The organism is Kitasatospora sp. NPDC038210 (genome assembly GCF_055600605.1).
Window position 1 is genome coordinate 351,805 of sequence record NZ_JBVJYK010000005.1, and the last position, 18,647, is coordinate 370,451.

At 72.6% G+C, this 18,647-nt stretch carries 17 protein-coding genes; 6 read left to right on the top strand and 11 right to left on the bottom strand.

The window, feature by feature from the left end:
* Nucleotides 1-353: 353 nt before the first annotated feature.
* The 3 genes from ACZ7KX_RS13220 to ACZ7KX_RS13230 all read left to right on the top strand — a co-directional run bounded on the left by ACZ7KX_RS13220 (nt 354) and on the right by ACZ7KX_RS13230 (nt 4,953).
* The gene (locus tag ACZ7KX_RS13220) at nt 354-2,549 is read left to right on the top strand and encodes an MMPL family transporter (RefSeq protein ID WP_470326523.1); all 2,196 of its coding nucleotides are present in this window, start codon (nt 354-356) and stop codon (nt 2,547-2,549) included.
* Between the two features lie 344 nt (nt 2,550-2,893).
* A complete protein-coding gene (locus tag ACZ7KX_RS13225) occupies nt 2,894-3,100 on the top strand; it encodes a cold-shock protein (RefSeq protein WP_030060364.1) in 207 nt (68 codons plus the stop codon).
* A 155-nt stretch (nt 3,101-3,255) separates the two neighbouring features.
* A complete protein-coding gene (locus ACZ7KX_RS13230) occupies nt 3,256-4,953 on the top strand; it encodes a DEAD/DEAH box helicase (protein WP_470326524.1) in 1,698 nt (565 codons plus the stop codon).
* A 103-nt stretch (nt 4,954-5,056) separates the two neighbouring features.
* On the opposite strand, the gene ACZ7KX_RS13235 is transcribed toward ACZ7KX_RS13230, so the two are convergent.
* Complete coding sequence (locus ACZ7KX_RS13235; RefSeq protein WP_396553056.1) at nt 5,057-5,920, bottom strand: helix-turn-helix transcriptional regulator; 864 nt, start codon at nt 5,918-5,920, stop codon at nt 5,057-5,059.
* Between the two features lie 114 nt (nt 5,921-6,034).
* Here ACZ7KX_RS13235 and ACZ7KX_RS13240 point away from each other — a divergent pair, with 114 nt between their 5' ends.
* From ACZ7KX_RS13240 to ACZ7KX_RS13250, 3 genes are all read left to right on the top strand, one after another.
* Nucleotides 6,035-7,051, top strand: coding sequence for a hypothetical protein (locus tag ACZ7KX_RS13240; RefSeq protein WP_470326525.1), 1,017 nt, complete (start codon nt 6,035-6,037; stop codon nt 7,049-7,051).
* 304 nt (nt 7,052-7,355) lie between these two features.
* Nucleotides 7,356-8,120 carry a ricin-type beta-trefoil lectin domain protein gene (locus ACZ7KX_RS13245; RefSeq protein WP_470326526.1) on the top strand — a complete coding sequence of 255 codons (765 nt, stop codon included), beginning with the start codon at nt 7,356-7,358 and terminating at the stop codon, nt 8,118-8,120.
* Between the two features lie 407 nt (nt 8,121-8,527).
* Nucleotides 8,528-8,839 (top strand): hypothetical protein, encoded by a 312-nt coding sequence (locus ACZ7KX_RS13250; RefSeq protein WP_470326527.1) that lies wholly within the window; start codon nt 8,528-8,530, stop codon nt 8,837-8,839.
* Between the two features lie 4 nt (nt 8,840-8,843).
* Here the strand turns inward: ACZ7KX_RS13250 and ACZ7KX_RS13255 are convergent, their stop codons facing one another.
* The 10 genes from ACZ7KX_RS13255 to ACZ7KX_RS13300 form a co-directional block, all read right to left on the bottom strand.
* Nucleotides 8,844-9,575, bottom strand: a complete 732-nt coding sequence (locus ACZ7KX_RS13255) for a sirohydrochlorin chelatase (RefSeq protein WP_470326528.1) — start codon at nt 9,573-9,575, stop codon at nt 8,844-8,846.
* Between the two features lie 7 nt (nt 9,576-9,582).
* Nucleotides 9,583-10,527 (bottom strand): ABC transporter permease, encoded by a 945-nt coding sequence (locus tag ACZ7KX_RS13260; RefSeq protein WP_470326529.1) that lies wholly within the window; start codon nt 10,525-10,527, stop codon nt 9,583-9,585.
* Entirely contained in the window at nt 10,514-11,317 is an 804-nt protein-coding gene (locus ACZ7KX_RS13265) for an ABC transporter ATP-binding protein (RefSeq protein ID WP_470326530.1), read from the bottom strand. Before ACZ7KX_RS13265 ends, ACZ7KX_RS13260 begins: the two co-directional genes overlap by 14 nt.
* A 163-nt stretch (nt 11,318-11,480) precedes the next feature.
* On the bottom strand, nt 11,481-12,641 hold the full coding sequence (locus ACZ7KX_RS13270) for an aliphatic sulfonate ABC transporter substrate-binding protein (RefSeq protein ID WP_470326531.1): 1,161 nt from the start codon (nt 12,639-12,641) through the stop codon (nt 11,481-11,483).
* Between the two features lie 244 nt (nt 12,642-12,885).
* Nucleotides 12,886-14,214 (bottom strand): sulfate adenylyltransferase subunit 1, encoded by a 1,329-nt coding sequence (locus ACZ7KX_RS13275; protein ID WP_470326532.1) that lies wholly within the window; start codon nt 14,212-14,214, stop codon nt 12,886-12,888.
* On the bottom strand, nt 14,214-15,152 hold the full coding sequence (gene cysD, locus ACZ7KX_RS13280) for a sulfate adenylyltransferase subunit CysD (RefSeq protein ID WP_470326533.1): 939 nt from the start codon (nt 15,150-15,152) through the stop codon (nt 14,214-14,216). The genes ACZ7KX_RS13275 and cysD overlap by 1 nt, the downstream gene beginning before the upstream one ends.
* A complete protein-coding gene (gene cysC, locus ACZ7KX_RS13285) occupies nt 15,149-15,730 on the bottom strand; it encodes an adenylyl-sulfate kinase (protein WP_470326690.1) in 582 nt (193 codons plus the stop codon). Before cysC ends, cysD begins: the two co-directional genes overlap by 4 nt.
* An 80-nt stretch (nt 15,731-15,810) precedes the next feature.
* On the bottom strand, nt 15,811-16,512 hold the full coding sequence (locus ACZ7KX_RS13290; protein WP_470326534.1) for a phosphoadenylyl-sulfate reductase: 702 nt from the start codon (nt 16,510-16,512) through the stop codon (nt 15,811-15,813).
* The gene (locus tag ACZ7KX_RS13295; protein WP_350523596.1) at nt 16,493-16,675 is read right to left on the bottom strand and encodes a hypothetical protein; all 183 of its coding nucleotides are present in this window, start codon (nt 16,673-16,675) and stop codon (nt 16,493-16,495) included. Before ACZ7KX_RS13295 ends, ACZ7KX_RS13290 begins: the two co-directional genes overlap by 20 nt.
* A gap of 73 nt (nt 16,676-16,748) precedes the next feature.
* Nucleotides 16,749-18,473, bottom strand: a complete 1,725-nt coding sequence (locus tag ACZ7KX_RS13300) for a nitrite/sulfite reductase (RefSeq protein WP_470326535.1) — start codon at nt 18,471-18,473, stop codon at nt 16,749-16,751.
* Nucleotides 18,474-18,647: the final 174 nt, after the last annotated feature.

An 18,647-nucleotide genomic window follows, 5' to 3' on the forward strand; every position in this document is an offset into this window, starting at 1 on the left:
GGGGGAGGGGTGGGGTTTTCCCTACCCCCCGACCCCGAGAACTCCACCTGGGGGTAGGGGATCCGGCTCCACCCTGAGGGGGAGGTGACTCCACCCGGAGCACGAGGTCATCGGGTCCGTGTTCGGGGGAAACTGGGTCGGGGCCGTTTCGGGGCGGTCCCGCACGGGGGTTGGAATACGGGGGCTCCTTGCCGGGCGGCAAGCCAGTGCTCGTACGATGATGCCCCACGTCACTTACCTGCCGACCGGCAAGGGCCTGCGCATCCCGTGCGGGCCCGGACCGGTCCTGCCGTCGCCCAGCGTCCCGTCCCCCAAAGGGCTGCGGTGAACCATGCCCAGGAGGCATCACGAGCATGTTCCACCGACTAGGACACTTCGTCGTTCGTCGCGCGTGGTGGGTGATCGCGGCGTGGATCGTCGCGATGATCGCCATCGTCGGCTCCGCGCCGAAGGTCACCTCGCAGACGGACGAGTCCGCATTCCTGCCCAAGCACTACGAGTCCATCCAGGCCGCGCAGCTCCAGGAGCACGCGTTCCCGGCGAGCTTCACCCCCTCCGCGCTGCTGCTCTTCGAGCGCAACGACGGCCAGGCGCTGACCACCGCCGACCAGGCCTCGATGGACAAGATCGTCAACGGTCTCACCGACGCGAAGATCCCCGCCGTCGAGAAGATCCTGCCGGTCGACCCCAAGACCTCGAAGTCCAAGGACGGCAAGTACGCGCTGTCCATGGTCGGCATCGACAAGAACAAGATGGAGAGCCAGGAGTTCCCCGACGCGGCCAAGAAGCTGCGCGAGGAGGGCACCAGGCTCGCCGACGGCAGCGGCCTGAAGTTCCAGGTCGGCGGTCAGGCCGCCAGCAGTCTGGACCAGAAGGACGCCTCCGGGGCCACCGACATGATCGTCATGCTCGGCAGCCTGGTGCTCGTCATCCTGATCGTCGGCATCATCTTCCGCAGCATCCTGGCCGGCATCCTGCCGGTCCTGCTCTCGCTGGTCATCGCGATGCCGGTGGCCAACGGCCTGATCGCCGACGCGATCAAGGTGTTCGACCTGAAGTCCTCCCCGATGACCTCGGCGATCCTGATCATCGTCGTCCTCGGCGTCGGCACGGACTACTTCCTCTTCCTGTCCTTCCGCTACCGCGAGCGGCTGCGCCTGGGCGAGGACCGCAAGACGGCCGTGGCCAACGCCGTCGGCCGGGTCGGCGAGGCGATCGCCTCCGCCGCCGGTGCCGTCGCCGTCGCCTTCGCCGTGCTGGTCCTCTCCAGCCTGGGCATGTTCACCGCGCTCGGCCCGGCGCTGGCCATCGCGGTCGTCGCGACCGCCCTGGTCTCGCTGACCCTGGCCCCGGCCGTGCTCGCCGTCATCCCGTCCCGGGCCGTGTTCTGGCCCGGCAAGAAGTGGATGCAGGAGCCGCAGAACGCCCGCTTCGCCGCGCTCGGCCGGATGACCGGCAAGAAGCCCGGCCTGGTCGCCCTGGTCTCCGGCGGCATCCTGGTGGTGCTGACCCTGGCCGGCGTCAACTACAACGGCACCTACGACCTGGCCGGCAGCTCCATGCCCAAGGGCAAGGAGTCGATGGTCGTCCAGGACAAGCTGATGACCGCCTTCTCGGCCGGCACCGCCGACCCGAGTCACGTCTTCCTGACCAGCACCAACGGCTCCAAGCTCAGCGAGTCCGCGCTCAACGACTTCGCCGGCAAGCTCCAGGGCGTGCCCGGGGTGGCCTCCGTCGTCACGCCGAGCAGCGAGAACAAGGCGATCAGCGCCGACGGCACCACCGGTGACTTCACCGTGATGCTCAGCGACGCGCCGGCCTCCAACAAGGCCATCGACACCATCGCCAAGGTCCGTGACACCGCCCACGCCTCGGCCCCGGCCGACAGCAAGGCGCTGGTCGGCGGCATCACCTCGGTGTACAAGGACATCAACACCGCGATGGCGCACGACTACACCCTGGTCTTCCCGATCGCGGCCCTGCTCATCATGATCATCCTGGGTCTGCAGCTGCGCAGCGTGGTCGCGCCCTGGTACCTGATGGCCTCGGTCGGCCTCGGCTTCGGCGGCACCCTCGGTGCCACCACCGTGGTGTTCCAGAACATCAAGGGCGAGCAGGGCCTGATGTTCATGCTGCCGATCTTCATCTACCTCTTCGTGGTGGCGATCGGCACCGACTACAACATCCTGATCATCGCCCGCCTCCGCGAGGAGGCCCGTGAGGGCCGGACCCCGCGCGAGGCGGCCCGCGAGGCCGTCAAGCACGGCGGCCCGACCGTCGCGGCGGCCGGCTTCATCCTGGCGGCGTCGTTCGCGACCTTCATGCTCGCGGGCAACGTGCTCTTCATGGAGCTCGGCTTCTCGCTGGCCTTCGGCATCGTGCTGGCGGCCTTCGTGATGGCGATGTTCTTCACCCCGGCGCTCACCGCGCTGCTCGGCCACCGCGCCTGGTGGCCCGGCCACGCCGACAGCCCCGGTCACGGCCACGGCGGCGGTCCGGCCCCGCTGGCGGGCACGCACGGCGTGCCGGAGCCGGCCGGGCGGCGCTGACCGCAGGCCCACCCGGGCCCACCCCGGACCGACCTGGGCCGAGCCCGGGTCGGCCCGGACCGCCCCACAGGCGGCGCCCAGCTCCGGCGGGGCGCCGCTTGCCCGCTCGTCGGGGGCGCCAAACGTGATCTGTTCAGCGGAAAATCCCCGGTCGCCCGGGGTGTCACCGTGCTACAGTCGAGTCAGTTGCAGTTTTGGTTCCCATGAACGTGTATGTGCGCCTGCTGGTTCCAACCAACAGGCGCATTTGTTTTGTCCGGTGTTTCAGTCTCCGGATGGGGATCGCGGCTACTTGGGGATTCACGAGGTGTGGATCCCTGATGCCCCAGTTAGAGGAGACGGTTATGGCTACCGGCACCGTGAAGTGGTTCAACAGCGAAAAGGGCTTCGGCTTCATCGAGCAGGACGGCGGCGGCGCCGACGTGTTCGCCCACTACTCGAACATCCAGGCTCAGGGCTTCCGTGAGCTGTTCGAGGGCCAGAAGGTCGAGTTCGACGTGACCCAGGGCCAGAAGGGCCCGCAGGCCGAGAACATCCAGATCATCGGCTGACGTCAGCCCACGCTGACTCGCGATAATCGCGAAGCGGGGCCCGCACCGCACGGTGCGGGCCCCCGCTCATGCCGCCGAACGGCCGGGGCGGCGCACTCCATGCCGACGGCCGACCAGCCCGCGACGCGGGCTGCCGACCTACGGACGGAGATCCCGTGACCACCCCTGCCCGCCCGCCGCGCGACCGCGGCCCCCGCAGCACCGACCAGTCCCGCAGCAACGCCGGCGGCGACCGCGCGCGCAAGCCGCGCAACCGCAGCGGCGCACCCCGGAACGGTGCTCCCAAGCAGACCCGGGCCACCGCGCCCGAGGCCGCCGACTTCACCGTCGTCCAGGGCACCCCGGCCCGGCCCCCGGCGGCCACCTTCGCCGAGCTGGACCTGCCCAAGGCGATCCTCTCCGCGCTGACCCGCGAGGGCGTCACCGAGCCGTTCCCGATCCAGGGCGCCACGCTGCCCGACTCGATCGCCGGGCGCGACGTGCTCGGCCGCGGCCGCACCGGCTCCGGCAAGACCCTCGCCTTCGGCCTGCCGCTGCTGGCCCGCACCGCCGGGCGCCGCGCCGTCGCCCGGCACCCGCTGGCGCTCGTCCTGGTGCCCACCCGCGAGCTGGCCCAGCAGGTCACCGAGGCGCTGACCCCGTACGCCACCGCCGTCAACCTGCGGATCACCACCGTCGTCGGCGGCATGTCGATCAACCGGCAGGCCAACGCCGTGCGCCGCGGCACCGAGGTCCTGGTCGCCACCCCGGGCCGACTGGACGACCTGATCGGACGCGGCGACGTCAACCTCTCCGACGTGACGATCACCGTCCTGGACGAGGCCGACCAGATGGCCGACATGGGCTTCCTGCCGCAGGTCACCAAGCTGCTGGAGCAGGTCGCCGAGGGCGGGCAGCGGATGCTGTTCTCCGCGACCCTGGACCGCAACGTCGACCGGCTGGTCAAGCGCTTCCTGACCGACCCGGTGACCCACTCGGTCGACCCGTCGGCCGGTGCGGTCACCACCATGGACCACCACGTCCTGCAGCTCGACCAGACCGACAAGGCCTCCGCCACCGCGCACATCGCCTCCCGCGACGGCCGCGTGATCATGTTCGTGCACACCAAGCACGGCGCCGACCGGCTCGCCAAGCAGCTGCTCGCCAACGGCGTGAAGGCGGCCGCCCTGCACGGCGGCAAGTCCCAGCCGCAGCGCAACCGGGTCCTCGACCAGTTCCGCGACGGCCACGTCACCGCGCTGATCGCCACCAACGTCGCCGCGCGCGGCATCCACATCGACGGCCTGGACCTCGTCGTCAACGTCGACCCGCCGGTCGACCACAAGGACTACCTGCACCGCGGCGGCCGCACCGCCCGCGCCGGCGAGTCCGGTACGGTCGTCACCCTCGTGCTGCCCGAGCAGCGCCGCGAGGTCAACCGGCTGATGACGGTGGCCGGCATCCGCCCGACCGTCACCAAGATCCGCCCCGGCGACGCCGACCTGGCGCGGATCACCGGCGCCCGCACGCCGAGCGGCGTCCCGGTCACCCTGGCGGTGCCCGTGGTCCAGGCCGCCGGGGCTGCGGCGGGTTCGGCCGACGCGGCCGGCTCGGCGGACGAGAAGCGGGGCTCCAAGGCCGGCGCCCCGCGCCGCCGTCCCGGCAAGCGCTCCGGGCTGCCCACCGACGTCGACATGAACGGCAACCCGCGCCGCCCCCGCCCCAAGCAGCGGATGGGCGCCGCCGCCCAGAACGGCGAGCGTCCGCAGGCGGCCGGCTTCATCGGCCGCTCCGCCGGCCGCGCCAAGCCGGGCAGCGGCTCCAAGTCCGGCTCCAACTACGGGACCGGTCGCCAGCGCCGCACGTTCGACTGACGCTCCGCACCCGCGTCCCCGACGCTCAGCAGCCGCGCGCCCCGGGGCCCCTCACCACGAGGGGTCCCGGGGCGCGCGGCTGTCGTCCGGCGGCCGTACGCCCTCAGACCGCCGCCACCGCCGGGGTCGGGGCCAGCGCGCGCAGCCGCTCCTGCGTCTCGGCGTCGCGCGGGGCCATCACGATCAGCTGCAGGCCCTCGGAGGCCAGCAGCACGTGCTGGTCGATCCGCAGTGCGCCCACCGCCTCGTGGTGGATGACCTTCTCGGCCCCGGAGCGCTCGGCGACCTGGTGTTCGTCCAGCCAGCGGTCCGCCTCCGGGTACTCGCCGCGCACCTGCTGGATCATCCGGGCCAGGTGCCGTCCGACGGCCGTCGCCTCGCCGCCGCGCTCGGCGTAGGCGGAGCGCAGCTGCGCCAGGAAGCGGCGGGCGTGCTCCTCCCAGTGCTCGACCCGGGCCCGGTGCACGGGGTTGCCGAACACCACCCAGGCCAGGTTGCACTCCTCCGGCGGCCGGCCGGTCAGGCCGAACAGCGCGTCCGCGCCGGGGTTCCAGGCCCGGATGTCCCAGTTGGCGTCCATCACGAAGGACGGCGCCGGCCACTGCGCGTGCATCAGCCGCAGCAGTGGGACCGGCACGTCCCCCGGCGCGGCCACCTCGCCGTCCCGCGGGTGGCTGCCGGCCAGCCGGAACAGGTACGCCGTCTCCGCGCGGTCCAGCCGCAGCGTCCGGGCCAGGCTCGCCAGCACCTCCGGGGAGGGGTGGATGTCCCGCCCCTGCTCCAGCCACGTGTACCAGGTCACCCCCACCCCGGCGAGCAGCGCCAGCTCCTCCCGCCGCAGCCCCGGCGTGCGCCGCCGCACCCCCGGCGCCAGCCCCACGTCCTTCGGCGCCAGCCGCGCCCGGCGGCTGCGCAGGAAACTCGACAGCGCCGTACGGCGCTCCTGGACGTCCTCCACCTCGACCATCTCCCCCCGTCCTCCCTGGTAGTCGTACTACCGGTATTCCCACGCACTGCTGCGGCCCGCCCGGGCGCGCGAGAGTCGATCACGTCAACGGATCGCACGCGCAGAGGAATTCCGATGAGCAACCGTCAGCACCGTACCGCCCGCCGCACCTTGGCCGCGGTCGCATTCACCGCCCTGCTCGGCACGGCCGGTACACTGCCCGCCGCCGCGTCCGCCGACCGCCCGGCTCCGGCCGTGATCGTCGGCCACGCGCCCACCCTGGTGCCCGAGGCGGGCGCCTGGGACGCCGCCCACCACCGCTTCCTGCTCGGCTCGCTGCGGCACGGCACCGTCTCCGCCGTCGGCACCGACGGGAGCGTGCGCACCCTGGTGCAGGACCCCGCGCTGACCGAGGTCGCCGGCCTGCGGATCGACCCCGTCCACCGCCGGGTCCTGGTCACCGACCTCGACAACGGCGTCGGCGAGCGCAGCAGCGCCGCCACCCTGGGGAGGATCGCCGGGATCGGCGCCTACGACCTGGACACCGGCCGGCGGATCTTCTACACCGACCTCGCCGCCGTCGCCGCCGACGGGAGCGGCCACCTGGCCAACGACATCGCGGTCGGCCCCGACGGCACCGCCTACGTCACCGACTCCTTCGCCCCCGTCGTCTACCGGGTGACGCCGGACGGCACGGCCGCCGTCCTGCTGCGCGACCCGCGACTGGCGCCCGCCCCCGGTTCGTACGGCCTCAACGGGATCGTCTACCGGGAGGGCCGTCTGGTCCTCGGCAAGTGGGACGACGGCACGCTGTGGCAGGTGCCGCTGTGGAACCCGGCCGGGCTGCGCCGGGTCGAGGTGGCCGGCGGCGGCGCGTCCCTGCTCCACCTGGACGGCCTGCTCGGGCGACCGGACGGCTCCGTCGCGGGCGTCACCAACGCCCTCCTGGGGGCCGGCCGCGACGCCGAGGTCGAGCTGCGCTCGGACGACCACTGGCGCACCGCCCGTCTCACCGCCGTCCGCCCCTCGGTCGACCCCGCCCCCACCGCGCTCCTCGACGGCCCGGCGGGCCGCTCCTACCAGCTCTCCGGGGGCCTCGCCGACGCCCTCGCGGGCCACCCGGCGGACACCTTCACCCTGCGGCGGATCTGACCCGGCTCCGGGCCCGGCCGGGCCCGGACCGGTGCACACCGGCTCGGCTCCCGCTCGACCGGGGAGTCGGGCCGGGTGCGATCCGGCCGGATCGGCGGCCCGCCCGGCCTGCCCGGACCCGCGCCGGCCCCGGCCGCGCACCAGCCCTTCGTGGACGGAGCGGTGGCGTGATCCTCATCCCCGCCCGTTGACCGTGAACAGGCCGTGCCCGATGCTTTCGCGCGGCCCGCACAAATGTCACACCGTCAACACCCGTGCTTCACATGCGGGCCGGCCGGTTCACCCACCCCGGAAGGACTCCCTCGTGCGTCGTACCGCCGCCCTGTTCGCCACCGCCCTGCTCGCCGGCGCCGCCGCGCTCACCGCGCCGGCCGCCGCCGGTGCCGCCGAGAGCACCGCCCAGAACGCGCCCTCAGCCCAGACCGCCCAGACCGCGCTGACCGCCGGGAGCTGCACCGTCGGCAGGAGCGGTGCCGGCTTCCTCGGCACCTGCACGGGCATCGACCCGCAGCAGACCTGGCGCCTCGCGGTCACCTGTCAGGGCGTCGGGCCCGACGGGTTCCCCGTCTTCTCGGGTTCCAGCAGCGGCTGGGTCACCGGCAACACCAGCGCCGCCGCGAGCTGCTTCTTCCCGATGATGGCGACCGGCGGCTGGATCGTGTCCGGTTCTCCCGTTCCGGCGGGCCCGGTCGGCCCGATCAGTGGCTACGCGAACAAGTGCGTGGACGTGCGCGGCGGCAACAGCGGCGCCGGCACCCCCGTCCAGATCTACGACTGCCTGGGCAACGCCGCCCAGACCTGGAAGATCGGTACCGACGGCACGATCCGCGCCCTCGGCAAGTGCCTGGACGTCCAGGGCGGACACACCGGCAACGCCACCCTGGTGCAGATCTACGACTGCAACGGCACCGGCGCCCAGCAGTGGCAGGTCCGCCCCGACGGCTCGCTGCTCAACCCGCAGTCCGGCCGCTGCCTGGACGACCTCGGCTTCTCCACCACCAACGGCAACCAGCTGGGCATCTGGGACTGCAACGGCGCCGCCAACCAGAAGTGGAACCTCCCGGCCTGACCCGCACCACCCCCACGGCGCGCGCGGCCCGGCCGCGCGCGCCGTCGGTGCTTCCACGCGCCATCACCTGCTTGAGTGAACGTGACTGGCCCAGCGCATTGCGTTTGCAACACGCTGCCGCTCGTGCACAGTGAGATCTACTGGAACGAGCGGTCCGAGGAGCACAGCGCCCGGCACGGCGTGCACCCGGAGGAAGTCGAGGACGTCGTGTTCAGCCGTCCTCACTGGTTCACGGGCGGACGAGCCGGAACAACGCTCTGCTTCGGCGTGACGCGGCGGGCCGTTACCTGTTGGTGGTGCTGACGGACAGCACCACGGTGTCATCGGCGAGGTACTGCGCCACTGCGCGCGGCACGACGGCTGCCGAACGGCGCCTGTTCCCCAAGCGGACGAGTTGCAGGTGACAGATGAGTGACAACGGCGCGGAGCTCGAAGCGATCGCCGAGTACTACGAGACGCACGACGTGACCGAGGACGAGGTCATGAGCGCAGAGCCGGGCGAGCCGCTGGCAGCAGAGTCGGTGATGATCACCACCTCGCTGCGCCTGCCCAAGCCGGTGATGGACGAGGTGCGGCGTCGGGCGCGGGAGCGGGGGTTGAAGCCGACCGCCATCATGCGGGAATGGATCGAGGCCGCCATCGCGGACCTGGACGAACCGGTGCCGCTCAGCGTGATCACCGCAGCGGTGGCCGAGTACCAGCACCGCAAGGCGTCCTGACCGCTCAGGCGATGAGCGCCGGGACGGCTGCCGCCGTGCGGCAGGCCTCGTCGTAGCGCTGCAGCAGGAGGGCCGCCAGCTCGGGGGCGGGGCCCAGGGTGTCGGCCACGACGTCCGCCCCGCCCGCCGCCGCCGCGATGCGGTCCGGCAGCAGGCCCGGGGCGAGCAGGTAGGGGGCGACCGCGGTGCGCTCGGCCCCGGCGGCCCGGAGCGCGGCGAGCGCGTCGGGGACGCGCGGCCCGCCCGCCGAGGCGTAGGCGACCTCGACGCCCGCCCAGCCACGGGTGCGCCGCCACTCGGCGGCCACCGCGCGGGTCGCGGCGTCCGCGGCCGGGTCGGAGGAGCCCGCCGCCGCCAGCACCACACCGGTACGGGCGCGGACGGCGGCCGAGCGCAGGTCCGGGCCCGCCTCGGCGAGGCGCCGGTCCAGGGCGGCGAGCAGCAGCGGGGAGGGGCCGAGCACGTCCGCGACCGGCAGCCGCGAGCCGGCGGCGCGCAGGGCGGCGGGGATGTCGTGCTTGGCGTGGAACGCCCGGTTCAGCAGCAGCGGCACGGCCACCGCGTCCGCCAGCCGCTCCACCACCTGCGGGATCCGCGGCGCGCAGTGGTCCAGGTACGCGGTGGCGACCTCGACACCGGGCCGCTGCGCCCGCACCTCCCGGACGAGCGCGGCCACGGTCGCGGCGTGGCGCGGGTCGCGGCTGCCGTGGGCGATCAGGAGGAGGGCGGGCATCATCGTCGCCTCACTTGCCGGTGCCCAGCAGGCCGCGGTTGCGCAGCACCCGGCGCTCGACCGGGGTGAACACCAGCAGCTCGATGGCGATGCCGACGAACAGGATCAGCACGATGCCGAGCAGCACCCCGGACATGTCGGAGAACTCGCGCTGGTCCTCCAGGAACCGGCCCAGGCCCCGGCCCAGGTCGGGGGAGGAGGCGACCAGTTCGGCGGCCATCAGCGAGCGCCAGGAGAACGCCCAGCCCTGCTTGAGCCCGGCCAGGTAGCCCGGCAGCGCGGCCGGGATCAGCACGTGCCGGGCACCCGCCAGTCCGGTGGCGCCGATGGTGCGCCCGGCCCGCAGGAACAGCGGCGGTACCTGGTCGATGCCGGCCACCAGCCCGTTGGCGATGGACGGGACGGCGCCCAGCAGGATCACCGCGTACATCATCGAGTCGTTGATGCCGAGCCAGATGACCGCGGCCGGCACCCAGGCGACCGAGGGCAGCGACTGCAGGCCCTGCAGCACCGGCCCGATCGCGGTGCGCACCGGCCGGACCCGGGCCACCACCAGCCCGATCGGGGTGCCGATCACCACGGCGAGCAGGAAGCCGGACAGGCCGCGCCAGACGCTGGTCCAGATGATGGAGAACAGCGTGCCCTGGTACCAGAGGTCCTGCGCGGAGTGCCACACGTCCGCCGGGCTGGGCAGCTTGTACGAGGAGGTGACGTGCAGGCTGTACGCCCCCTGCCAGAGCGCGAGCACCACCAGCACGCCGATCAGCGGCGGCAGCGCCTTGGTCCGCAGCGCCTCGCCGAGCGAGCCGCGCTGCGCGGTGACGGCGTCGAGGGCGTCCAGGCCCGCGCCGACGTCGGCGGTGTCGGCGGTGTCGCCCGCGCCCTTCCGGGCCGCGCCGGTCGGGTCGGTCGGGTCGGTCTTCTCCAGGACGGGGGTGGTGTCAGTGCTGGCCATGGCGACGGATCTCCCCACGCAGTTCTTCGGTGATCTCGATGGACAGGTCGGCGACGCCCGCGGACTCGATGCGGCGCGGCTGCGGCAGGTCGATCCGCCACTCGCGGGCGACCCGGCCGGGGCGGGAGGAGAGCAGCACGACCCGCTGGGCCAGGCGCACCGCCTCGCGCACGTTGTGGGTGACGAAGAGGACGGACAGCTGCCGCTCGGCCCAGATCCGGGTGATCTCGTCGTGCAGCACGTCCCGGGTGATGGCGTCCAGCGCGGCGAACGGCTCGTCCATCAGCAGCACCTTGCTGCCCTGGGCGAGCGCCCGGGCCATCGCCACGCGCTGGCGCATGCCGCCGGACAGCTCGTGCACCCGCTTGCCGTGCGCGCCCTTCAGTCGGACGAGTTCGAGCAGGCGCTCGGCCTCGGCTCGGCGCTCGGCGCGGGGCAGGCCGGCCAGCTTGAGGGCGAGTTCGATGTTCTTTCCGGCGGTGAGCCAGGGGAACAGCGCGTGTTCCTGGAACATCAGGGCGGGGCGGCCGCCGGGCACCTCGATGCTGCCCGCGCTGGGCTCGTCGAGGCCGGCGACCAGGTTGAGCAGGGTGGACTTGCCGCAGCCCGAGGCGCCGAGCAGGGTGACGAACTCGCCGGGAGCGACGTCGAGGGTGATGTCGTCGAGGACGTGGGTCCGGGCGCCGGGGCGGCCGAAGGACTTGTGCACGTGCGAGATGCGGACGGCGGGCGCGCCGCCGTGGGCGTCGGCGCCGGTGGTTTCCGCCGAGGTGGTCAGTGCCGGGGTCATCCGTGGCACCTCCTGCGTGAGTGGTCTGCGGGCTGCGGGCTGCGGGCTGCGGGTCGGGGCCGTGGCCCGGGCCCCGCCCGTCCCGGTGGGCATCGATCGGGGATCGACCGGGCGGGCGGGGGCCGGACCGCGGAGTCGGGGACGAACGGCTCTTCCGGGAGCGCTACTTGGCGCCGAGCCCGGCGTCCGCCACGGCGGCCTGGCCCTGGGCGGCGAGGACCTTGTTCAGCAGGGTGAGGTCGTAGATGCCGTTCAGGTTGGGCTTCTTGAGGAGCCCGGCGGTGACGGCGTGGTCGGCCTCGGCCTGCAGGGTGTTCGCCAGCGGGTCGTCCAGGAAGTCGATGTCGGCCCAGGCCGGGTCGAGCACGGCCGGCTCCAGGGAGTTCCCGGCCTCCTTCTTGATCGCCTCGTTCGCGTCGGCCTTGGCCTTGTCGGGGCTGGCCTTGATGAAGGCGTTGGTCTTCACCGAGCCGCGCAGCACGGCCTCCACCACGTCCGGGTGCTCCTTGAGGAACTTCTGCGAGACGATGATGTTGGTGATCACGAACTTCTTGTCCGGCCAGACGTCCTTCTCGTTGAGCAGGACCTTCGCGCCGAGCGTGACCAGCTTGGAGGCGGTGGGCTCGGGCACCCAGGCGCCGTCTACGGAGCCGGACCTGTAGGCGTCCGGGGTGACCTTGTTGTCGGTGCGCACCACCGAGACGTCGCCCGCGCCGGACGCCGCGTCGACCTTGTAGCCCTTGCCCGCGAGGTAGTTGAGCAGTGCCACGTCCTGGGTGTTGCCCAGCTGCGGGGTGGCGATCTTCTTGCCCTTGAGGTCGTCCAGGGAGGAGACCTTGTCCGGGTTGACCACCAGCTTGACCCCGCCGGAGGCCGAACCGCCGATGATCTTCAGCGACTTGCCGTCGGACTTGGTGTAGCCGTTGACCGCGGGGGAGGGGCCGATCCAGCCGATGTCGATCGAGCCCGCGTTGAGCGCCTCGATCTCGGCCGGGCCCGCGTTGAAGACCTGGGTCTTGATCTGGGTGGCGCCCAACTCCTTCTGGAAGATGCCCTCCTGGAGGCCGACCAGCGGGGTGCCGTGGGTGAGGTTGGCGAAGTAGCCGATCTTCACGCTGTCGGCGGAGAGCTTCGCGGCGGAGTCACCGGCGGCGGCCGCCGCGCCGGGCTTGGCGTCGGAGGACTTGTCGGCCTTGGAGCCGTAGCTGCAGGCCGACAGCAGGGCCACCGCGGTCAGGCCGGCCGCTGCGGCCGCCGCCGTGCGTCTGATCCGGCCGGCGTTCGGGCGGGCCGGGACATGGGAGGAGGACGGGTTCGGTGCCATGGTGAGTCCTGTTCGCGGATGGACCGTCAGGAGGCGGTCCCGGGCGGAAGGTTCGGAAGGTGGTGCGCGCGGCAGCGGAGTGCCGGGGCAAGCCGGGCGGCTGTGGGGGAAGACAGCCCGGTGACAGGGCGTTCTCAGCCCTGTCGGCCCACACATCGGGTCAGGCCGCCCTGGCCGCTGCCGAGGACGCCGCTGCCGACGCGGCCGCCTTCCTTGTCCATGCCCGAGAACGCCTCGCTGGGCATCAGACCCAGTCCTCCTCTTCGGGTGCGTCGGGTGCGTCGTCGCCGCGTACGGCCTCGAAGGCCTCGCCCGCCATGCCGGCGGTGAGGGTCGTCCCGTCCGCCGGGTCGATCAGCAGGAACGAGCCGGTGCGGCGGTTGGCGGAGTAGGTGTCCAGCGCCAGCGGCTCGGCGGTGCGCAGCCGCACGTGGCCGATGTCGTTGACGGTCAACCCCTCGGCGCCGCTGCGCCGTTCCAGGGTGTCGATGTCGATCCGGTAGGAGACCTCCTTGACCAGCGCGCGCACCGTGCGGGTGGTGTGCTTGAGCAGCACCTTGTCCCCGGCGCGCAGCGGCCGCTCGTTGAGGTGGCTGACGGTCGCCTCGATGTCCTTGGTCGGCGCGGGCGCCGGCCCGGCGGCGAGGAGGTCGCCGCGGGAGATGTCGAGGTCGTCGGTGAGCCGGACGGTGACGGACTGCGGGGCCCAGGCGATGTCGGTCTCCCGGCCGAGCGCGTCGATGCCGGCGACGGTGCTGGTGAGGCCGGACGGCAGGACGGTGACCGGGTCGCCGACGCGCAGCACGCCGGAGGCCAACTGGCCCGCGTAGCCGCGGTAGTCGGGGTGCTCCTCGGTCTGCGGGCGGATCACGTACTGGACGGGGAAGCGGGCCGGCTCGGCGCTCGGGTCGCTGCCGACCGGCACCGTCTCCAGGTGTTCGAGCAGGGTCGGGCCGCCGTACCAGTCCATGTGGGCGGACGGCTCGACGACGTTGTCCCCGGCGAGGGCCGAGATCGGCACCGCCAGCACGTCCTCGACGCCGAGCGAGGCCGCGTAGGCGGTGAACTCGGCGGCGATCGCGGCGAACACCGGCTCGGCGTAGCCGACCAGGTCCATCTTGTTGACGGCCAGCACCACGTGCGGCACCCGCAGCAGGGCGGCGACGGCGGCGTGCCGGCGGGTCTGCTCGACCACGCCGTTGCGGGCGTCGACCAGGACGACGGCGAGCTCGGCGGTGGAGGCGCCGGTGACCATGTTGCGGGTGTACTGCACGTGCCCGGGGGTGTCGGCGAGGATGAACCGCCGCCGCGGGGTGGCGAAGTAGCGGTAGGCGACGTCGATGGTGATGCCCTGCTCGCGCTCGGCGCGCAGGCCGTCGGTGAGCAGCGCGAGGTCGGGCGCGTCCTGGCCGCGGCTGCGCGAGGCGTGCTCGACCGCCTCCAGCTGGTCGGCGAGCACCGACTTGGAGTCGTGCAGCAGGCGGCCGACCAGGGTGGACTTGCCGTCGTCCACGGATCCGGCGGTGGCGAAGCGCAGCAGCGAGGTGGCGGTGGTCTCGATGGTCGTGCTCATTAGAAGTACCCCTCGCGCTTGCGGTCTTCCATCGCGGCCTCGGACAGCTTGTCGTCGGCGCGGGTGGCGCCGCGCTCGGTGAGGCGGCTGGCGGCGATCTCGGCGATCACGGCCTGGATGGTGGTGGCGTCGGAGTCGACGGCCCCGGTGCAGGACATGTCGCCGACGGTGCGGTAGCGGATCAGCCGCCGCTGGACCGGCTCGCCGTCCTTGGGGCCGCCCCACTCGCCGGCGGTCAGCCACATGCCGTTGCGGGCGAAGACGTCGCGCTCGTGGGCGTAGTAGATCTCCGGGAGCTCGATGCCCTCGCGCTCGATGTACTGCCAGACGTCCAGCTCGGTCCAGTTGGACAGCGGGAACACCCGCACGTGCTCGCCGACCGCGTGCCGGCCGTTGTACAGCGACCACAGCTCGGGGCGCTGGCGGCGCGGGTCCCAGGCGCCGAACTCGTCGCGCAGCGAGAAGACGCGCTCCTTGGCGCGGGCCTTCTCCTCGTCGCGGCGGCCGCCGCCGAACACGGCGTCGAAGCGGTTCTGCTCGATGGCGTCGAGCAGCGGGACGGTCTGCAGCGGGTTGCGGGTGCCGTCCGGGCGCTCGCGCAGCACGCCGCGGTCGATGAAGTCCTGGACGTGGGCGACGTGCAGGCGCAGGTTGTGCTCGGCGACGACGCGGTCGCGGTAGGCGATGACCTCGGGGAAGTTGTGCCCGGTGTCGACGTGCAGCAGGGAGAAGGGCACCGGCGCGGGGTGGAAGGCCTTGAGCGCCAGGTGCAGCATGACGATGGAGTCCTTGCCGCCGGAGAAGAGGATCACCGGGCGCTCGAACTCCCCCGCGACCTCGCGGAAGATGTGCACCGACTCGGCCTCCAGCGCGTCCAGGTGGGACAGCGCGAAGGGGTTGTCCCCGGTGCGGACGAGACTGTCGGTCGCGGTGGTCATGCGAGTCCCCTCTCGGTCAGGAAGGCGTGCAGCTCGGCGGCGGAGTCGGCGACCTCGCGGCCCTGCGTCTGGATCCGCAACTCCGGGCGCTCCGGGGCTTCGTACGGGTCGTCCACACCGGTGAGACCGGAGATCTCGCCGGCCGCCTGCTTGGCGTACAGGCCCTTGACGTCACGCTCGGCGCACAGCTCGACCGGGGTGGCGACGTGGATCTCCAGGAACGCGGTGCCGGCCGCGGTGTGCCGCTCGCGCACGGCGGCGCGGGAGTCGGCGAACGGGGCGATCACCGGGGCGAGCACTTTGACGCCGTTCGAGGCGAGCTTCTCGGCGACGAAGCCGATCCGGGTGACGTTGGTGTGCCGGTCCTCGCGGGAGAAGCCGAGGCCCTTGGAGAGGAACTCGCGGATCTCGTCGCCGTCCAGGACCTCGACCTTGTGGCCCTCGGCGCGCAGCCGCTCGGCGAGGGCGAAGGCCAGCGTGGTCTTGCCCGCGCTGGGCAGCCCGGTCAGCCACACGGTGGCGCCGCGCTCGCAGGGGGCGGCTGCGGGGGCCGCCTCTGCGGCTCCGTCGGCGGCCAGGGTGTCTGCTGTCACGGTTGCTTCCTCACGCGAGAATCGACAGTTTTCGTCAGGGATGGATGCGGGGCGGATGCCGCTGGTCAGAGGTGGATGCCGCACTCGGTCTTGCCGGAGCCGGACCAGCGGCCGGCCCGGGCGTCCTCGCCCTCGGCGGGCTTGCGGGTGCAGGACAGCGGCGAGCAGCCGACCGAGGTGTAGCCCTCCCACAGCAGCGGGTTGAGCAGCACGCCGTTCGCGGCGACGTAGGCGTCCACGTCCTCCTGCGTCCACCGGGCGATCGGTGCGATCTTGACCTTGCGGCGCTTCGGGTCCCAGGCGACCACCGGGGTGTTCGCCCGGGTCGGCGACTCGTCGCGGCGCAGCCCGGTGGCCCAGGCGTCGTAGCCGCCGAGGCCGCGGTTGAGCGGCTCGACCTTGCGCAGCGAGCAGCAGAGGTCCGGGTCGCGGTCGTGCAGGTTCGGCCCGTGCTCGGCGTCCTGCTCGGCCACGGTCCGCAGCGGGGTGAGCGTGATGACGTTGACCGGCATGGTCGCGGCCACCGCGTCCCGGGTGCCGATGGTCTCCGGGAAGTGGTAGCCGGTGTCCAGGAACACCACGTCCACGCCGGGGAGCACCGAGGAGGCGAGGTGGGCGACGACCGCGTCCTCCATGGAGGAGGTGACGCAGAACCGCTTGCCGAAGGTGTCGGCGGCCCACCGCAGGATCTCCTGCGGGGTCGCCTCCTCCAGCTCGCGGCCGGCTCGGACGGCGGCCGCCTCGTGGTCAGTCGCGGTGCTGCTCATGGGACGTCCCCCCGTGGTCGGTCGGTGCCAGCAGGCCGAGGAACTTCAGCTGGAAGGCGCGGCGGCAGGCGTGGCACTCCCAGGCGCCGTGCCCGGCCTCGGACGGGCGCAGGTCCTCGTCCCCGCAGTAGGGGCAGAAGAAGGGTGCGGCTCGCTCACTCATCGCCCACCTCGCTGCGCTCGGCGTTCGCTTCGCGAACGACGCCCTGCTTGATCCGTTCTCTCGCTGAGCTCGTTCACGACAGCTGCTCCTCGCTCGCCCGGGCCGCCCACTGGGCGAAGCGCTCGCCGTCGGTGCGGTCGGCCTGGTAGCGGGTCAGCAGGCGCTCGACGTAGTCGGGCAGGCCGGCGCTGGTGACCTTGAGGCCGCGGACCTTGCGGCCGAAGCCGGCCTCCAGGCCGAGCGCGCCGCCCAGGTGCACCTGGTAGCCCTCGACCTGCTCGCCGTTCTCGTCGGTGACGAGCTGGCCCTTGAGGCCGATGTCGGCGACCTGGATGCGGGCGCAGGCGTTCGGGCAGCCGTTGATGTTGATGGTCAGCGGCTCGGCGAACTCCGGCAGACGCTGCTCCAGTTCGTCGATGAGCGTGCGGCCGCGCTCCTTGGTCTCGACGATGGCGAGCTTGCAGAACTCGATGCCGGTGCAGGCCATCGTGCCGCGGCGGAACGGCGACGGGGTGACCCGCAGGTCGAGCGCCTCCAGGCCGGCGACCACCGACTCGACGTGCTCCTCGGCGATGTCGAGGATCAGCATCTTCTGCTCGGCGGTGGTGCGCAGCCGGTCGCTGCCGTGGGCGGCGGCGAGGTCGGCGACCTCGCCGAGCAGCTTGCCGTCGACCCGGCCGACGCGCGGCGCGAAGCCGATGTAGAACCTGCCGTCCTTCTGCTTGTGGACGCCGACGTGGTCGCGCCAGCGGGCGGCGGGCTCGGCGGGGGCGGGGCCGTCGACCAGCCGGTACTTGAGGTACTCGTCCTCCAGCACCCGGCGGAACTTCTCCACGCCCCAGTCGGCGACCAGGAACTTCAGCCGGGCGCGGTTGCGCAGGCGGCGGTAGCCGTAGTCGCGGAAGATGCCGATGACGCCGCCGTAGACGTCCGCCACCTCGTCCAGCGGCACCCAGGCGCCCAGCCGCACGCCCAGCTTGGGGTTGGTGGACAGGCCGCCGCCGACCCACAGGTCGAAGCCCGGGCCGTGCTCGGGGTGGACGACGCCGACGAAGGCGACGTCGTTGATCTCGTGCGCGACGTCCAGCTGCGGGGAGCCGGAGACCGCGGACTTGAACTTGCGCGGCAGGTTGGAGAAGTCCTTGTTGCCGATGAAGCGGCGCTGGATCTCCTCGATGGCGGGGGTGCCGTCGATGATCTCGTCCTCGGCGACGCCGGCGACCGGGGAGCCGAGGATGACGCGCGGGGTGTCGCCGCAGGCCTCGGTGGTGGACAGGCCGACGGCCTCCAGCTTCTGCCAGATCGCGGGGACGTCCTCGATCCGGATCCAGTGGTACTGGATGTTCTGGCGGTCGGTCAGGTCGGCGGTGCCGCGCGCGTACTGCTCGGAGACCTCGGCGACCGCCCGCAGCTGGGCGACGGTCAGCCGGCCGCCGTCGATGCGGACCCGGAGCATGAAGTACTCGGCGTCCAGCTCGTGCGGGTCGAGGATCGCGGTCTTGCCGCCGTCGATGCCCTCCTTGCGCTGGGTGTAGAGGCCCCACCAGCGCATCCGGCCGCGCAGGTCGGCGGGGTCGATCGAGTCGAAGCCGCGGTGCGCGTAGATCGTCTCAATGCGTGTCCGCACATTGAGACCGTCGTCGTCCTTCTTGAACTGCTCGTTGGCGTTGAGGGGAGTGTGGTGGCCCATGCCCCACTGGCCCTCGCCGCGGTGGCGGGTCACCTTGCGGGCCGCGGGGGGGCGGCGCGCAGCGGGGCTGTCGGCCGTGGGCTCGACGGTCTCGGGGGAGGTGGCCATGGTGAAGTCCTTCGGGGCAGGTGGCGCTGGCGCCGGGTGGGTCGCGGGGCGTGCTCAGCCGTGCGGTGCTGCTCTGACCTGCGGGTTTATCAAGGCCGGGAAGACAGTGACCGAGGCGGGCGGGCGCCTGCGCATCCGCTGCAGCGGGGATGGCGGGAACGGGTGGCGCCGGGT

What these genes read in the sequence shown, in the direction of transcription:
- ACZ7KX_RS13220 (WP_470326523.1), top strand. Translation starts at nt 354, where the DNA reads ATGTTCCACCGACTAGGACACTTCGTCGTTCGTCGCGCGTGGTGGGTG.
- ACZ7KX_RS13225 (WP_030060364.1), top strand. Translation starts at nt 2,894, where the DNA reads ATGGCTACCGGCACCGTGAAGTGGTTCAACAGCGAAAAGGGCTTCGGC.
- ACZ7KX_RS13235 (WP_396553056.1), bottom strand. Translation starts at nt 5,920, where the DNA reads ATGGTCGAGGTGGAGGACGTCCAGGAGCGCCGTACGGCGCTGTCGAGT.
- ACZ7KX_RS13240 (WP_470326525.1), top strand. Translation starts at nt 6,035, where the DNA reads ATGAGCAACCGTCAGCACCGTACCGCCCGCCGCACCTTGGCCGCGGTC.
- ACZ7KX_RS13250 (WP_470326527.1), top strand. Translation starts at nt 8,528, where the DNA reads ATGAGTGACAACGGCGCGGAGCTCGAAGCGATCGCCGAGTACTACGAG.
- ACZ7KX_RS13255 (WP_470326528.1), bottom strand. Translation starts at nt 9,575, where the DNA reads ATGATGCCCGCCCTCCTCCTGATCGCCCACGGCAGCCGCGACCCGCGC.
- ACZ7KX_RS13260 (WP_470326529.1), bottom strand. Translation starts at nt 10,527, where the DNA reads ATGGCCAGCACTGACACCACCCCCGTCCTGGAGAAGACCGACCCGACC.
- ACZ7KX_RS13265 (WP_470326530.1), bottom strand. Translation starts at nt 11,317, where the DNA reads ATGACCCCGGCACTGACCACCTCGGCGGAAACCACCGGCGCCGACGCC.
- ACZ7KX_RS13270 (WP_470326531.1), bottom strand. Translation starts at nt 12,641, where the DNA reads ATGGCACCGAACCCGTCCTCCTCCCATGTCCCGGCCCGCCCGAACGCC.
- ACZ7KX_RS13275 (WP_470326532.1), bottom strand. Translation starts at nt 14,214, where the DNA reads ATGAGCACGACCATCGAGACCACCGCCACCTCGCTGCTGCGCTTCGCC.
- cysD (WP_470326533.1), bottom strand. Translation starts at nt 15,152, where the DNA reads ATGACCACCGCGACCGACAGTCTCGTCCGCACCGGGGACAACCCCTTC.
- ACZ7KX_RS13290 (WP_470326534.1), bottom strand. Translation starts at nt 16,512, where the DNA reads ATGAGCAGCACCGCGACTGACCACGAGGCGGCCGCCGTCCGAGCCGGC.
- ACZ7KX_RS13295 (WP_350523596.1), bottom strand. Translation starts at nt 16,675, where the DNA reads ATGAGTGAGCGAGCCGCACCCTTCTTCTGCCCCTACTGCGGGGACGAG.
- ACZ7KX_RS13300 (WP_470326535.1), bottom strand. Translation starts at nt 18,473, where the DNA reads ATGGCCACCTCCCCCGAGACCGTCGAGCCCACGGCCGACAGCCCCGCT.